This is a genomic window from Paenibacillus sp. SZ31 (genome assembly GCF_012912005.1).
Taxonomy (GTDB): domain Bacteria; phylum Bacillota; class Bacilli; order Paenibacillales; family Paenibacillaceae; genus Paenibacillus.
This window is the reverse complement of record NZ_JABBEA010000001.1, coordinates 203210-218946: the sequence shown is the minus strand read 5'-3', so window position 1 is coordinate 218946 and position 15737 is coordinate 203210. Positions and strand designations below refer to the sequence as shown.

The following is a 15737-nucleotide window of genomic DNA, read 5'->3' as shown; positions in this document are numbered from 1 at the left end:
GGGACTTCTCATCATTCATTGGTTTTTCTCATTCCGCAAGCAGCTCTACTCAAGCAGGTCTTCCGATCTTGGTTGAATAGATGACTGTTTGCGGATATTCCCACAAAATACTTGCGTAATGCAGTCGATATAGAGGTGAGTCGGTTTGAAACAAAGAGTAGTAATTACCGGAATGGGCGTAATGACATCGCTCGGAAAAGATTTGGAAACGTTCTGGGGCAGTTTAATGGCAGGTAAGTCCGGAATCTCTCAGATTGAGGCGTTTGATGTAAGTGAATACACGACACAGATTGCAGCCGAGATCAAGGATTTCAACCCGGAAGAATACATGGATCGCAAGGATGCTCGCAAAATGGACCGTTTTGTACAGTTTGCTGTTGCAGCTGGTTTTAAAGCCGTTGAAGACAGTGGTCTGAAAATTAATGAGAACATTGATGCAGAGCGTTTTGGTGTATCTATCGGATCAGGTATTGGTGGATTGGGAACTTGGGAGGACCAACATAATGCATTGCTGCAAAAAGGTCCAAAACGGGTAAGTCCATTCTTCATTCCCATGATGATCTCGAACATGGCTTCAGGCCAAATGTCCATTTCTCTTGGTGCCAAAGGGCCTAACATTAACGTTGTTACCGCTTGTGCAACAGGTACACACTCCATCGGAGATTCCTTCAAGCTGATTGCCAATGGTGATGCAGATGCCATGATCTGTGGTGGTGCGGAAGCAACAATCAGACCAACGGGTCTTGCAGGGTTCTGTGCGATGCGCGCAATGTCAACACGTAATGATGATCCTGCGAAATCAAGCCGTCCTTTTGATACAGATCGTGATGGTTTTGTTATGGGCGAAGGCGCTGGCGTTCTGATCCTGGAATCTCTGGAGCATGCTCAAAAACGTGGTGCACGTATCTATGGTGAAGTGATCGGTTACGGTCTGACTGGCGATGCACATCACATGACAGAACCAGATCCAGACGGAGCAGCACGTTGCATGAAGATGGCACTTCGCAATGCGGGTATTGAGCCTGAAGAAGTGGATTACATCAATGCACACGGAACTTCGACGCCTGTAGGCGACAGATCCGAAACGCTTGCGATCAAAAAGGCGTTTGGTGACCATGCGTACAAGCTCGCAGTGAGTTCTACTAAATCCATGACGGGCCACATGCTTGGCGCTGCTGGTGGTGTAGAAGCGGTCATCTGCGGATTGTCACTGACACATCAGACACTGGCTCCAACGATTAACCTGGAAAATCAGGATCCGGAATGTGATCTGGATTATGTACCAAATGTTCCACGTCAAACTAAAGTCAATATTGCCATGTCCAATTCATTTGGATTCGGCGGTCACAATGCCACCATTATTCTCAAAAAATTTGAAGCATAAGGGGCTAGTTCGTTTGAGTGAAGATCTGAAGCAGTTACAACACAAACTTCAAATCAAATTTGACAACAGGCAGCTTTTAAAACAAGCGTTTACCCATGCTTCTTATGTAAACGAACACCGGTTCAGTCAGCATCAGGACAACGAGCGTCTGGAGTTTCTGGGCGATGCCGTGCTGGAACTGACTGTATCGGAATACTTGTATCATTTGTATCCTAACCGTCCGGAAGGTGAATTAACTAAGCTGCGGGCATCCATTGTCTGTGAGCCTTCCCTCGTCAAATTTGCTGAAGCGTTGGGTTTTGGGCAGTATGTACTTCTAGGTAAAGGTGAGGAACTGACTGGAGGACGGACACGGCCGGCTTTGCTGGCAGATGTGTTTGAGTCTTTCATTGGTGCATTGTATCTGGATCAGGGGCTTGCGCCTGTTCGGACATTTCTCGATCAGCATGTATTCCCATTAATCGTTCTGGGCAGCAAGCTGCAAATGAGTGATTACAAAACGGAACTGCAGGAACTTACTCAGCATCACAATATGGGAGCTTTGGAATACCGTATCGTTGAGGAACGGGGACCTGCCCATGAACGTGAGTTTGTCTCGGAGGTCCATATGGGTCAAGAACGGCTTGGCAGAGGTACAGGGCGTTCCAAAAAGGAAGCGGAACAACAGGCTGCATCTGCAGCACTTGATCGACTGAAGCTTCCGGAAGCCTGAGCTTAACCGATAGCGCATAGACAAACGAAGAGCAAAGAGCAGCCCGCGGGTCCGCCCCGGCGGAAGTAATCGGCCGGACTGCTTTTTGCTCTTTTTTTTGTAAAGAGGTTCAGGAGAAGGTTACCTGATCGTTAACTAAATAAGTGAACTTTATTTTACACAAAACGAAGAGTGCAGAACCAATCTGAAGAAGCGAAGCGTGCGCATTTATCAACGGATTTTTCCCTTGGATAAGGGAATCAAGAAAATCTGGGGATAAGAGCGATCGGAGGATGGTGCTGCAATCGAAGTAGTCATGTGTAATAGCAATGGTTCAATTTATTTAGGCGTTGGAATGCAATACTTGAAATTTGCAAGAGGAGGTGACGAGAAACCCTATGTTTTTAAAACGGATTGAATTGGGTGGATTCAAGTCATTCGCCGACAAAACGGAGATGGAATTCGTTCGTGGCATTACGGCTGTTGTAGGTCCGAACGGAAGTGGAAAGAGTAATATATCGGACGGCATCCGCTGGGTTCTAGGGGAACAAAGTGCCAAGTCGCTGCGTGGTGGCAAGATGGAAGATATTATCTTTGCAGGTAGTGACGCACGGAAGGCCGTTAATTTCGGTGAAGTTTCGCTAACGCTCGATAACGAGGATCACGCACTTGCATTGGATTTCGGTGAAGTGACGGTGACTCGTCGTGTACATCGCAGCGGAGACAGTGAATATTTTATCAACAAGCAATCTTGTCGTTTGAAGGATATCACGGAGTTGTTTATGGATACCGGCATTGGTAAAGAAGCCTACTCGATTATTGGACAGGGACGAATCGAAGAGATTCTGAGTACCCGTTCAGAGGATCGCAGGGGCATTTTTGAAGAGGCTTCAGGTATTGTTAAATATAAATCCCGCAAGCGGGATGCTACGCGCAAACTGGATGAGACAGAGCAGAATTTGCTGCGGATTCATGATCTCGTGACCGAGCTGGAAGATCAGATTGGTCCGCTTAAGGAACAATCGGAGAAAGCGATCCACTATAAGGAACTTCGTTCACAGCTCAAATCGCAGGAAATTTCCATGTATGTGTACCAGATTGAACAGATTCATGCGTCCTGGAGTAAGGCAAATGAGCGACTGCAATCGCTAAAACAGGAAGAGGTTGGACTCGCAGCGATTGTCTCTACGCATGATGCCAAGCTGGAAAATGATCGGAATGCGCTGCGTATCCTGGAAACAGAGACAGAGCAACTGCAATCCGCCTTATTGCAATTCAGTGAAGCGACGGAGAAAAGTGAAGGGCTTGGGGAACTGCTCAAGGAACGCTCGCACCATCTGCAAACGAATCAGGAGCAGCTCAAAGTAACGCTTACGGCTAGTGAAGAGAGACATCGCGAACGGGAAACCGAGCTGCTTGCACTGCGTGAGAAGTTTGGCAAGCTTGAGCATGAACTGAATGATGTGAGAAATCAGTTGTCCCAGGAAGAGGCCAAACTCATTGGTGTTACAGGTGGCATTAGCCAACAGCAAGAGGAAAGCCTCAAAGGCAACTTGCTGGAACTGATGAATCAGATGGCCCAGACACGAAATGAAATTCGTTACGTGGACCAGCAGAAAGAAACGCTGGAGCGCAGAATGAATCGCGCGGCTGAGGAATCTGGAAAATGGGAAGATCAGAAAGAGACCCTGGAAAGTCGCAAAGCGGACATTGAGAAAAAGGTTGTTCGTTTGGGCAAAGAAATCAGTGATCTACGTGGTGGTTATATTACGGAAAGCGAACGACTCCAGTCGCTGCAGAAGCTGCTCGAAGAAAGTCGGGGCACAGTCCGTAAATGGGAACAGAAACGTGAAGCTCAGGTCTCTCGCCGCGATACGATGAAAGAGATGCAGGATGATTTTGACGGATTCATGCTGGGTGTCAAAGAGGTTCTCAAGGCTTCACGCAAAGGCACACTAAACGGTGTTCATGGAGCTGTTGCTGAACTTGTCAAAGTTCCCGAGAAGATTGAACTTGCGGTAGAGACAGCGATGGGAGCATCCTTGCAGCATGTGGTCATGGAAAATGAATCAGTTTCCAGACAGGCGATCGCTTTCCTTAAGCAACGTCAATTGGGCCGTGCAACGTTCCTGCCTCTGGATGTCATTCGTCCACGTGCCATTGGCGCGGCTGAACGTTCCATGATTGAAGGCATGGAGGGCTTTGTGGGGATCGGTGCTGATCTCGTACAATTCGAATCTAAGTATGCTTCGATCATTGGCAGTCTGTTAGGTAATGTTATTATTGCCGAAACGCTGGAGGTCGCGAACAAAATTGCGGCTCGTTGCCAGTATCGTTTCCGGGTCGTGACGCTTGAAGGCGACGTCGTTAATGCAGGTGGTTCCATGACGGGTGGTAGCCAGCATAAGAAAAATGTGAGTCTGCTCAGTCGGAAACGGCAACTGGATCAGCTAGACCAGGATATTTTGGATACGGAAAATCAGATTGTGAAACTGCATCGTAGTGTGGATGATGTAAAAGTTCAACTGGAGCAGTGTCAGGACAAACTGGATGAACTTCGTCAGTCCGGTGACGATACCCGAAATGCAGAACAGCAGGCTTCGATGGAAATGAAACAGGTAGAACATGAGCTTCGCCACGTGCTTGAACAGGTTGCTGTTGTCGGGCAGGAGAAGAGCGGGTTTACCGAAGAGATCAAAGAGCTGGATACCGCTCGCATCGTTGCTGTGAAGAAGCTGGAGCAGCTTGAAGAGGAAGAAAAAGCGACTCATCGTGCCATTCATGCAGCTGAGTTTGCTCGGAAAGCCAATGAATCCGCGAAGGAAGAATTGCAGAGCCAACTCACTGAATTGAAAGTACGGGAAGGCAAGCTCGATCAGGAGCGATTCTCCAATGGGGAACAATTGCGGCGTCTGGAGCGGGAAGTGGAGTCGCTGGTGAAAGATCTTCGTCAGAATCGCACGTTGCTGGCTTCGATGGAGGCAGATCTCAAGAAAACACAGACCGAGAGTGTCAAGCAGATTGAAGATCTGAATCAGTACAAGCTGAAAAAAGCAGAAGCATCACAGGAGCTGGACTTCAAACGTGCTGCCCGAAGTGAGTTGTCGAAAAAGCTTGAGCTTGCCGAGAGCGAAACGAAAGAACAGCGCACGCAGTTGAAAGCGGTGGAAGAGCAGATGCGACAGACGGAAATTTCCGTGAACCGGCTGGATGTTGAGCTGGAAAATATATTGCGGAAGCTGACGGATGAATACGAACTGGGCTATGAACTGGCTAAAGAGCGTTATCCTGTACCGGAAGATGTGGAACATACACAGGCTGAGGTACAGAAGCTCAAGCGCAGTATATCTGCTTTGGGTGAGGTTAACCTGGGAGCGATTGAGGAGTTCCAGCGAGTTAATGAGCGATATGAGTTCCTGAGTGAACAGAAGAATGACCTAGTGGAAGCTAAAACTACGTTGTATCAGGTTATACGGGAAATGGAAGACGAGATGGCGAAGCGATTCAAAATCACGTTTGATGCGATCCGCCGTGAGTTCGGTACCGTGTTTACCAAGCTGTTTGGTGGGGGACGTGCTGACCTTGTTCTGATGGACCCTGAACGTTTGCTCGATACGGGAATAGATATTGTTGCTCAGCCACCAGGTAAGAAACTGCAAAACCTGCAGCTGTTATCCGGTGGGGAGCGGGCTTTGACCGCGATGGCTTTGTTATTTGCCATTCTGCATGTCAAACCTGTACCGTTCTGTGTGCTGGATGAAGTTGAGGCAGCATTGGATGAAGCCAACGTGGTACGTTTTGCCCAGTACTTGCGTGAGTTCTCCGAACAAACCCAGTTCATCGTCGTTACCCATCGTAAAGGTACAATGGAAGAAGCGGATGTGCTGTACGGTGTTACCATGGAAGAGGGCGGCGTATCCAAGCTCGTTTCGGTTAAACTGGAAGATGAAGAAGCTGTAATTGCCTGATCTGATCCAAACCTGCGAGACACATGAACTCATTGTATTCATTCAAATTTGATTTAGATTGAGCATCATTACCAAACGCTCAGATTATGTACACGATGGAGGGGCTTTATGAGTTTTTTTAAGAAGCTTAGAGACAGCATTGCAAGTAAAACGGAGTCAGTGACCAAACAGTTCAAGGATGGATTGGAAAAGACACGTAAAGGGCTTGTGGAAAAGGTGTCGGATCTCGTTATCCGCCGCAAAAAAATCGATGAAGAGTTCTATGAAGAATTGGAAGAGATTCTGATTGGAGCAGACGTTGGTGTGAATACGGTTATGAATCTGATCGAAGATCTGCGCGTTGAGGTGAAAAAACGTAAAATTGAGGACGCGGCTGAACTGCAGCCTGTATTGTCCGAGAAACTGACGGATCTTCTTCGCAGTGAACAGAACAATGAATTGAAAATGAACCCGGATGGCATTACCGTCATTTTGTTCGTTGGCGTTAACGGTGTTGGTAAAACAACAACGATTGGCAAGCTGGCTCATCGCTTTAAACAACAAGGTAAAAAAGTCATCATGGCAGCTGGAGATACGTTCCGTGCCGGAGCTATCGAACAGTTGGAAGTATGGGGACAACGTGCCGGTGTAGATGTTATCAAACAGCAGTCCGGTTCAGATCCAGCAGCTGTTATGTATGATGCGGTGCAGGCAGCGAAGCAACGGGGAGCAGATGTTCTCCTCTGTGATACAGCAGGTCGTCTGCAAAATAAATCGAACCTGATGGACGAGCTTAACAAGATCTATCGTGTCATTCAGCGTGAAATTCCGGAAGCTCCGCATGAGGTACTGATGGTACTGGATGCAACAACAGGCCAAAATGCCTTGAATCAGGCTAAACTTTTCGGTGAGAAAAGCGGCGTAACTGGTCTGGTACTGACGAAACTGGATGGTACAGCTAAAGGCGGAATCGTTGTTGCGATCCGTCAGGAGTTGGACTTGCCAGTAAAACTCGTGGGACTGGGTGAGAAGATTGACGATCTGCAGCCATTCGATTCGGAGCAATTCGTGCATGCCTTGTTCGCCGGATTGATCCAGGAACAGCCAGCTGAAAGTGCTGAAGAAGAGGAAGCTAATTCCTAGATCTTAATAAATAGAATAAATGAGTAGCGTTAACCGTATTGCCAGTGATATACGTGATAAGTGTCACGTGTAATGTCACTGGCAATACGTGTATAATGGGAATAAAGAAGGCAATGCTAAAGGGTTAGAAAGGACGGTTGAAATGGCCAATACTTATACCTATTCTCGCCGTGAAGAAGTCGCCAATGCGGTGACACATGGAATCGGCGCTGCACTCAGTGTAGCTGCACTGGTGCTATTGATTGTATTTTCAAGTATCAAAGGCACGGCTTGGCATGTGGTCAGTTTCACGATCTATGGGATCACCATGTTACTGCTCTATACGAGCTCCACACTCGTGCATGCATGGAAAGATGGAAAAGTGAAAGATTTATTTGAGATTTTTGATCATTCATCCATTTATTTGTTTATTGCCGGATCATATACTCCGCTTTTGTTTATTGCTGTTCGCGGCACACTTGGATGGAGCCTGTTCGGTATAATCTGGGGAATCGCATTATTCGGCGTAATCTTTAAGGCGTTTTTCACTAAAAAGTTTTTATTCATGTCCACGATTTTCTATATTGCGATGGGCTGGCTCATCGTTATTGCCTGGCAACCGCTTATGGCTGCCATTCCTACAGGCGGAATCGTGTTGCTGGTAGCTGGAGGTCTGATGTATACACTGGGGACGCTTTTTTATGTTTGGCGTGGATTTCCATACCACCATGCGATTTGGCATCTCTTTGTGTTAGCAGGCAGTATTCTTCATTTCTTCATGGTACTGCTGTACTTGACACCACTTCGCTAGATCACATAAACGGATGCATCTCCACTGGCTGAGACGCATTCGTTTTTCTTTTACATAGAGGTAGAGTGTAAAGGTTATAGATCGGGGTTTGCTTGTCATGTAAAAGGGCAGAAATCACCTGTTTAGTACCGAAATGGGACGTGATCTTAGCTGTTTTTATTGTGACAAGTATTTTTGCTTGACAACCTGATTTGTTTTAGGTATTATTAGGAACGTTGCAAGAGTGTAAAGTGTTTTTCCTTGACGAAGGGAGTGCCCCGATGTGAGTCAAGAAAACCGGCTTGAGAAGACGAACCGGATTAACTTGCTGTTTGCTTTTTACGAATTGTTACTTACTGAGAAACAGCAGACTTTTCTAAAGTATTACTTTCATGACGATTTTTCACTTGGTGAAATTGCAGCCGAGTTTGAAATCAGCCGCCAGGCGGTATACGAGCATATCAAGCGTGCCGAACAAGTGCTGGAAAATTACGAAAGCAAGCTAGCCTTGCTGGAAAAGCATGAACGGCGTAATCGCAATCTTGAAGATTTGCAAAATGCATTGGAACGCGCAGGCGTATCCATTGATAACAACAAACAAATACACGATATCGTTGCCCAGCTTAGTGAATGAAAATTTGGCTGAGCGGAACGTATCGGTCTTGAAAACAGTATTAAAGCTTAAGGAGGTGGGATCATGGCATTTGAAGGATTAACGACCCGATTACAGAATGTGTTCAGCAAGCTGCGCGGCAAAGGCAAGGTGTCTGATGAAGATGTAGCCGAGGCTATGCGCGAGGTACGTCTGGCATTGCTCGAAGCGGATGTAAACTTCAAAGTGGTCAAGGAATTCATCGCCAAGGTGAAAGAGAAGGCTGTCGGCAAAGAAGTGATGGAGAGCTTCACGCCAGGAATGGTCATCATCGACATCGTTAACAAGGAACTAACGGATTTGATGGGTGGAAGCCAGGCGAAACTGGCTAAAGCGAACAAACCGCCTACGGTGCTGATGATGGTTGGTTTGCAGGGTGCTGGTAAAACAACTACATCTGGTAAACTGGCTAAAATGCTGCAAAAGCAAAACAGCAGACCATTGCTTGTTGCAGGCGATATTTATCGTCCGGCAGCGATCAAACAGTTGCAAGTACTTGGCGAGCAGATCAAAGCGCCGGTATTCACACTGGGAGATCAGACAAGCCCTGTGGAGATCGCACGTCAAGGTCTTCAACATGCCAAAGATAACGGTAATGACTATGTCATTATCGATACGGCTGGACGTCTGCATGTCGATGAAGAGCTGATGGAAGAGCTTCGCCAGATTCACAGCGTAGTGAATCCGGATGAAGTCCTCCTTGTCGTAGACAGCATGACAGGTCAGGATGCGGTTAACGTAGCAGAACACTTTAACCAGCAACTGAATCTGACCGGGGTTGTCCTGACTAAGCTGGATGGCGATACTCGTGGTGGTGCTGCACTTTCCGTCAAAGCAGTTACGGGTTGCCCAATCAAGTTTGCTTCTCTTGGAGAGAAACTTGACGCTTTGGAGCCATTCCATCCAGAACGTATGGCTTCACGGATTCTCGGTATGGGTGATATGTTATCTCTGATTGAGAAAGCACAATTAAACATTGATACCGATAAAGCTAAGGAAATGGAACGGAAGATGCGTAATGCAGAATTCACGTTTGAAGATTTCCTGGAGCAGATGGATCAGGTGAAAAAGCTGGGACCAATCGATCAGATCATGGATATGATCCCTGGCATGGGTAAGATGAAACAAGCTAAGGACCTGAAGGTTGATGATAAACAAATGGGCCGGATCGAAGCGATCGTCTACTCAATGACGACTGAAGAGAAACGCAACCCGGACATGATCAACCATAGCCGCCGGAAACGTATTGCTACAGGTAGTGGAACATCACTGGCCGAAGTAAACCGTCTGATCAAGCAATTTGATGAGATGCGCCGCATGATGAAACAGTTCTCGGATATGATGGGACCTAAAGGCGGCGGTAAAAACAAAGCTATGAAGCAGCTTAAAGGTATGGGTAAAGGAATGAAGTTTCCTTTCCGTTGATTAAGCGAAGCTAAATCATATACAGATTTCATTGAAGGAGGTGAATTTTCAAATGGCAGTTCGTATTCGTCTGAAACGTATGGGTGCTCACAAAGCTCCTTTCTACCGCGTAGTGGTATCGGATTCCCGTTCCCCACGTGACGGTCGTTTTATCGAGGAGATCGGTTACTACAACCCGGTTGAACAACCGGCTGTTGTTAAGATCGATGAAGATAAAGCATTGGCATGGCTTCAAAACGGTGCACAAGCATCTGACACTGTCCGCAACTTGCTTAGCAAAGCGGGCGTGATGAAGAAGTTCCACGAGTCTAAATTATCTAAATAAAGTGCTGATTCGGAGGGTCATCTATGGAAGAATTAGTAAGCATAATTGCTAAGGCTTTGGTCGATCATCCGGAAGATGTGACGGTTCGGACGGTTGAGAAAGACCGGCTTGTCGTTTATGAGTTAACTGTTCATCCTGACGATGTCGGGAAGGTAATTGGTAAACAGGGACGAATCGCAAAATCTCTTCGCACGGTCGTCACATCAGCAGCAGTTAAGATGGATAAACGGGTTACCGTTGATATCATATCTTAAAGATATACGAAAGGGGGTTAGGATGCATGTCCTAGCCCCTTTTCGTGCATGCTGAACTTAATATGTTGGATTAGATATTGAATTAAAATATTTTTGGGTATGAGTGACTTCGGAGCAGTGGAGGGGACGGGATCGATTCTGGAGAAGCGTCAGGATAACAGCGATCGAAAGAACGAACCGTCGCCGGAACGACCGTACGAGAGTCGAAGTAGCTGTTTAGTTTGATTTAATTTCGTAGGAGGAAATATGGCAGAGTTTATGAATGTAGGTAAAATCGTCAATACGCATGGAATTCGTGGCGAGGTAAGAATCATGCCTTTAACTGATTTCCCGGAAGTGCGTTTCGCGAAAAATGCGGAGTTGTTTTTCTTTACACCAGATAATCATCCAGTCATGGTTAACGTGGAATCTTCACGTTTGCATAAGAATATGTATATTCTTCGTCTGAAAGAGTATGGCAATATTAATGAAGTAGAGAAGTTTAAAGGCGGCGTGGCCAAAGTGTTGAAAGAGAATCTGGCTGAATTGGAGGAAGGTGAATACTACTTCCATCAAATCGTTGGGTGTTCTGTCATCACCGAAGAGGGTGAAACGCTTGGAACCATCTCTGAAATTTTGACTCCAGGTGCCAATGATGTATGGGTTGTCAAAACGCCAGCAGGCAAAGAAGTGCTGATTCCTGTTATTGATGATGTAGTACTTGATGTGGACATCGAACAGCAGCAAGTGAAGATTCACCTGATGGAAGGGCTGCTGTAACATGAAAGTGGATGTATTAACATTATTCCCTGAGATGTTTGAAGGCGTATTCGGAGCAAGCATTCTGGGCAAAGCCCAAACGAAGGGGCTGGTGTCCCTCGGTGCAACCAACTTCCGTAATTATGCGACCAATAAACACAATACGGTCGATGATGCTCCTTACGGTGGTGGTGGAGGCATGGTGCTGAAACCAGATCCGATCTTTGCTGCTGTTGAAGATGTGCTGGAACAACGCGGAGAAGCCGCGGCAACCATGAAAGCTCCACGTATCATTTTAATGTGTCCGCAAGGTGAGACGTTTACACAGAAAAAGGCAGAAGAACTTGTCCAGGAAGATCATCTGATTTTTATATGTGGACATTATGAAGGTTACGATGAGCGAATCCGCGAATTTCTCGTAACGGATGAACTATCCATTGGTGATTATGTACTCACTGGTGGGGAGTTGCCAGCAATGGTTGCCATTGATAGTATCGTACGTCTTATTCCCGGTGTGCTTGGCAATGAGACAAGCGCAGTAACCGATTCATTCAGCACTGGACTCCTCGAATATCCACACTACACACGTCCACCTGAGTTTAGAGGTATGAAAGTACCGGATATGCTGTTGTCAGGGCATCACCTGAACATTGAGGCGTGGCGCAGAGAGCAGTCTTTGCTTCGTACGTTAGAGCGTAGACCGGAGATGTTGGAAACGGCGGATTTGACGGACAAAGAACGCATTTGGTTGAAAAAGATACGCTCAAACCGTAAAAATAGTACAGAGTAAATAGATGCAACGTATAAACACGTAAATATATCTTTTTATAGAGTTCGAAAAGCTAACCTAGATACCACAGGTTGGCTTTTTTTGTTTTTATTGTAAGAAGAAAGCTGGATTTCGATTGGACTATCCTTTTTAAAACAGAGTTTCATCAAATGAAACAAAAGGCGGTGTATGAATGACTTACAATATTATTGGTCTTGATCATATTCAGCTCGCAGTACCAGAAGGTTGTGAGGTGGAGGCGCGTTATTTTTTCAATAACCTGTTGGGCTGGACGGAGATTCCTAAACCTGAAGCTCTAAGAAAACGGGGTGGTGTATGGTTTGAGTGTGGCAGACACCAAGTTCATATTGGCGTACAAAAAGATTTCATTCCCGCTACAAAAGCTCATCCGGCATTTCATGTACAACATTTGGATCAGTTGCGTGATCATCTGAATCATAACCATATTCATATTGTCGATGATGAAGCAAGGATAGATGAAGGTGTAAGACGTTTCTACATAAATGATCCTTTTGGCAATCGTCTTGAGTTCTTAGAGTGGCTGTAAATCATTCGTTTAAATCGGTTATTGTGAACGTATACACTTTTTTGCAGCTTTGAACATTTTTGCATTACCACATAATAGGGTTGTGAAAAACTGGGATTTTCTTTATGGTGAACTCAGCTGTAATGGAATGTTAACGATACGCTGAGGAGGAAGATGATGAGCAACCAGCCTTATGAAATTGCCAGAGTAGATGTTAGCCAAGCCGGAGAACGCTGCAAAATGCTTTTGGGAGATCTGAATGGAGACGGCAGACTTGAGATGTTGCTTGTACAGGCAGATGGGGGCATAGACGATCGGTATGTTCCGCATCAGGTATGTTGTTTGACTGCATTTGATCTGGAAGGAACATTGATATGGCAGGTGGGAACGCCTGATCCGAATGCAGGAGGTCCGGGCTCAGACTATCCCGCTCAGATCGTAGATTGGGATGGTGACGGAAATAATGAAGTATTGTGTGTCATGGACAAACAATTTCTCGTGTTGAATGGTGAGACTGGAGAGATTAAAGAAACACGTGATCTGCCAGGTGATGAAGCACATGACTGCATTATTCTTGCCAACCTGACGGGTAACCAGCAGAAAATGGACATTATATTGAAAGACCGCTATAAGACATTATGGGCACTCGACCATGATTTTAATTTGTTATGGAAGCATGAAGGAAATCCGGGGCATTTTCCATGGGTATATGATATTGATGGAGACGGGAAGGATGAAGTGATGGCCGGATATGACATGCTGGATCATGATGGAACGTTATTATGGTCTTGTCAGAATCTTGATGATCATGCCGACTGTATGTGGTTTGGAGATGTTGACGGCGATGGGCAAGTCGAGGTTGTCATTGGTGGCAGTGTCACGGTCATGATGGACCGCTATGGTAATGAGAAATGGCGCTATAAAGATTCAATTGAATCACAGCATATTGCGTTGGGCCATTTTTGTACTGGAATGGAAGGATTACAGATTGCAGGCTTGGACCGGATTGTCCGCGGGGATGAGCATGGTAAGGATGGAATGTTCATGCTGGATAGCGCAGGGGAAGAAATTTGGAAGGAAAATCGCACGACTCGTGGCTGGTTAACCATTATAGAGCCTGTATGTAACTGGGATGAAGGTGGACTCGATTATATTTTGGCGTATCGCCGAGGTGGAGATGTATTGCCTGCTTTGGTGGATGGAAATATGAAAACGTTTACTGAATTCCCGAAAGAGGGATATGCAGTGCATGCAGACCTGGTTCAGACGGGGAAAGAACAGATCATCATCTATGACGCACAGGAAGCAGTAGTTTACGCCAATTCTCCGATGACACTATCATTACTGGGTGCAAAAAGAGCCAAGCCACAGCTTAAAAGGCTGTATAGCTCGACTCTGTATCCAGGCGGTGAAGTTAAACTCTAGATTTCAATGGTCATTCTCCAATGCAGGTAATCCATTCTGCGGACTGGATTCAGGCTGAAGCAAGGACGCCAGGTCAGTACCTGTCGTGACCGTCAAGCGAGATAGTTTCATAGGTTGATCTCCTGGATGCACAAATCCGGACTTTACTGTAAATGCCATGCGATAACCATGTTGCTGTAACTTGTAGATCATCTGTGTACTGGTATAACCAAAAGGATAGGCCAGATAAGGTGTGTCTATTCCGGTTTGCTTCATTTGCTGAATATCATCATCCAGAAGACTGGTGTCGAGACCGACAGGCACACTGTTGCCACAGCGCATGAATCCCTTGTGATGCAGGTTATAGGTATGGCTATTGAATTCAAATACATCAGTTGCCGCCTGCATCTCTGGTTTGGAGATGAAACTGTTTTTGGCAGGGTCAAATACCGAAGGTTGCTCCTGAATTTTACTGCCTATGACAAACAGCGAGGCATGAAAATTATATTTTTGAAGCACAGGGTAAGCTAACGTATAGTTGTTCTGGTATCCATCATCAAAGGTTATTACAATGGACTTTTGTGGTAGTGAGATATTCCCATTAACATATTGTTCAAGCTGGTCCAGTGTAATCGTACGGTAGCCTTCATCGTGCAGGTATTTCATATTTTGCTCGAAATTCTCCAGATTAATGATGGATTTATTATCTGTCTCATGATTATTCAATTTGGGCTCTATGTAATGATACATCAGTACAGGAACTTCTGTAGCCGTACCTTGTTCTATCTTGAAGGTAGAACGATCCAGCGCAGATTGGTTAGAAAAGTCAGTGTGTGACAGCTGGAATGCTTTGCCTTTGACCATATCCCAGGAGGTACAGGCTTTGTGTGACATGGCATTCGTCGGATGAGTTACGGCATAGGCATATAGTGTAATGGAGCATGTGAGCATGGCGAGTAGGGCAAGTGTGATCTTTTTCCAATATTTCATAAGTCTTGGGATTCTCCTTTTAAAGTGGTCAATAAGTTATATCATAGACGATATTACTACACTGGAAGTTACAGTATTTTTTCCTGTATCAGGTTGACTTGCAGATGAGAGCGTTGATTCACTGTCCATATGGGAGAATGTATTTTAGAATGAAGTTAACATGTGATGGATGAGTTTCAGAGTGGCAGATTAAACAATAGGCATTTGTTTAATTTCTCTTGTGTTTTGATATGCTGCGTGATACAATAAGTCTGTTATGTGGAATACGGCGGTCCTCTATGGATGATGAAGGAGACAAGGTGATCTCTGGAAGAAGTATGAACGCCTGTATGGAAGGAGGGAGTCATAGATGAATATCGTTCAAGCGATTACACAAGAACAACTTCGCAAGGATCTTCCGAGTTTTCGTCCTGGTGACACTTTGAAAGTGCACGTTAAGGTAATCGAGGGAACTCGCGAGCGTATCCAATTGTTCGAAGGTGTTGTGATTAAACGCCGTGGTGGTGGAATCAGTGAGACTTTTACAGTTCGTAAAATTTCTTACGGTGTAGGTGTGGAAAGAGCTTTCCCGCTTCATTCCCCAAAAATCGATAGAATCGAAGTGGCTCGCCGTGGTAAAGTTCGTCGTGCGAAGCTTTATTATCTTCGTGAACTACGCGGTAAAGCAGCGAGAATTAAAGAAATTCGTTAATATAACGG

General features: G+C 45.7%; 15 protein-coding genes. 14 read left to right on the top strand and 1 reads right to left on the bottom strand.

The window, feature by feature from the left end:
- Positions 1-145 precede the first annotated feature (145 nt).
- From fabF to HF638_RS01050, 13 genes are all read left to right on the top strand, one after another.
- Positions 146-1384, top strand: a complete 1239-nt coding sequence (gene fabF / locus HF638_RS01110; RefSeq protein WP_169478514.1) for a beta-ketoacyl-ACP synthase II — start codon at positions 146-148, stop codon at positions 1382-1384.
- A gap of 13 nt (positions 1385-1397) precedes the next feature.
- The gene (gene rnc / locus HF638_RS01105; protein ID WP_145318996.1) at positions 1398-2096 is read left to right on the top strand and encodes a ribonuclease III; all 699 of its coding nucleotides are present in this window, start codon (positions 1398-1400) and stop codon (positions 2094-2096) included.
- Positions 2097-2473: 377 nt separating this feature from the next.
- The gene (gene smc / locus HF638_RS01100; RefSeq protein WP_169478513.1) at positions 2474-6043 is read left to right on the top strand and encodes a chromosome segregation protein SMC; all 3570 of its coding nucleotides are present in this window, start codon (positions 2474-2476) and stop codon (positions 6041-6043) included.
- Positions 6044-6151: 108 nt separating this feature from the next.
- Positions 6152-7165: a signal recognition particle-docking protein FtsY gene (gene ftsY / locus HF638_RS01095; protein ID WP_169478512.1), complete on the top strand. Its 1014-nt coding sequence runs from the start codon at positions 6152-6154 to the stop codon at positions 7163-7165.
- 142 nt (positions 7166-7307) lie between these two features.
- Positions 7308-7955, top strand: a complete 648-nt coding sequence (trhA, locus tag HF638_RS01090) for a PAQR family membrane homeostasis protein TrhA (protein WP_169478511.1) — start codon at positions 7308-7310, stop codon at positions 7953-7955.
- Positions 7956-8217: 262 nt separating this feature from the next.
- Entirely contained in the window at positions 8218-8568 is a 351-nt protein-coding gene (ylxM, locus tag HF638_RS01085; protein ID WP_169478510.1) for a YlxM family DNA-binding protein, read from the top strand.
- Between the two features lie 63 nt (positions 8569-8631).
- Positions 8632-10011, top strand: a complete 1380-nt coding sequence (gene ffh, locus HF638_RS01080) for a signal recognition particle protein (RefSeq protein ID WP_017689220.1) — start codon at positions 8632-8634, stop codon at positions 10009-10011.
- A 52-nt stretch (positions 10012-10063) separates the two neighbouring features.
- Complete coding sequence (gene rpsP / locus HF638_RS01075; protein ID WP_017689219.1) at positions 10064-10336, top strand: 30S ribosomal protein S16; 273 nt, start codon at positions 10064-10066, stop codon at positions 10334-10336.
- Between the two features lie 23 nt (positions 10337-10359).
- Positions 10360-10590: a KH domain-containing protein gene (locus HF638_RS01070; protein WP_017689218.1), complete on the top strand. Its 231-nt coding sequence runs from the start codon at positions 10360-10362 to the stop codon at positions 10588-10590.
- A 246-nt stretch (positions 10591-10836) separates the two neighbouring features.
- Positions 10837-11349, top strand: a complete 513-nt coding sequence (rimM, locus tag HF638_RS01065; protein ID WP_169478509.1) for a ribosome maturation factor RimM — start codon at positions 10837-10839, stop codon at positions 11347-11349.
- Between the two features lies 1 nt (position 11350).
- Positions 11351-12118, top strand: a complete 768-nt coding sequence (trmD, locus tag HF638_RS01060; protein WP_169478508.1) for a tRNA (guanosine(37)-N1)-methyltransferase TrmD — start codon at positions 11351-11353, stop codon at positions 12116-12118.
- A gap of 172 nt (positions 12119-12290) precedes the next feature.
- Positions 12291-12665, top strand: a complete 375-nt coding sequence (locus HF638_RS01055; RefSeq protein WP_169478507.1) for a VOC family protein — start codon at positions 12291-12293, stop codon at positions 12663-12665.
- Positions 12666-12821: 156 nt separating this feature from the next.
- Positions 12822-14069, top strand: coding sequence for a rhamnogalacturonan lyase family protein (locus HF638_RS01050; RefSeq protein WP_169478506.1), 1248 nt, complete (start codon positions 12822-12824; stop codon positions 14067-14069).
- Positions 14070-14072: 3 nt separating this feature from the next.
- Here HF638_RS01050 and HF638_RS01045 read toward each other — a convergent pair whose 3' ends face one another.
- On the bottom strand, positions 14073-15038 hold the full coding sequence (locus HF638_RS01045; RefSeq protein ID WP_169478505.1) for a polysaccharide deacetylase family protein: 966 nt from the start codon (positions 15036-15038) through the stop codon (positions 14073-14075).
- Between the two features lie 349 nt (positions 15039-15387).
- On the opposite strand from HF638_RS01045, the gene rplS reads away from it, so the two are divergent.
- The gene (gene rplS, locus HF638_RS01040; RefSeq protein ID WP_017689212.1) at positions 15388-15729 is read left to right on the top strand and encodes a 50S ribosomal protein L19; all 342 of its coding nucleotides are present in this window, start codon (positions 15388-15390) and stop codon (positions 15727-15729) included.
- The last annotated feature ends 8 nt before the right edge of the window (positions 15730-15737 follow it).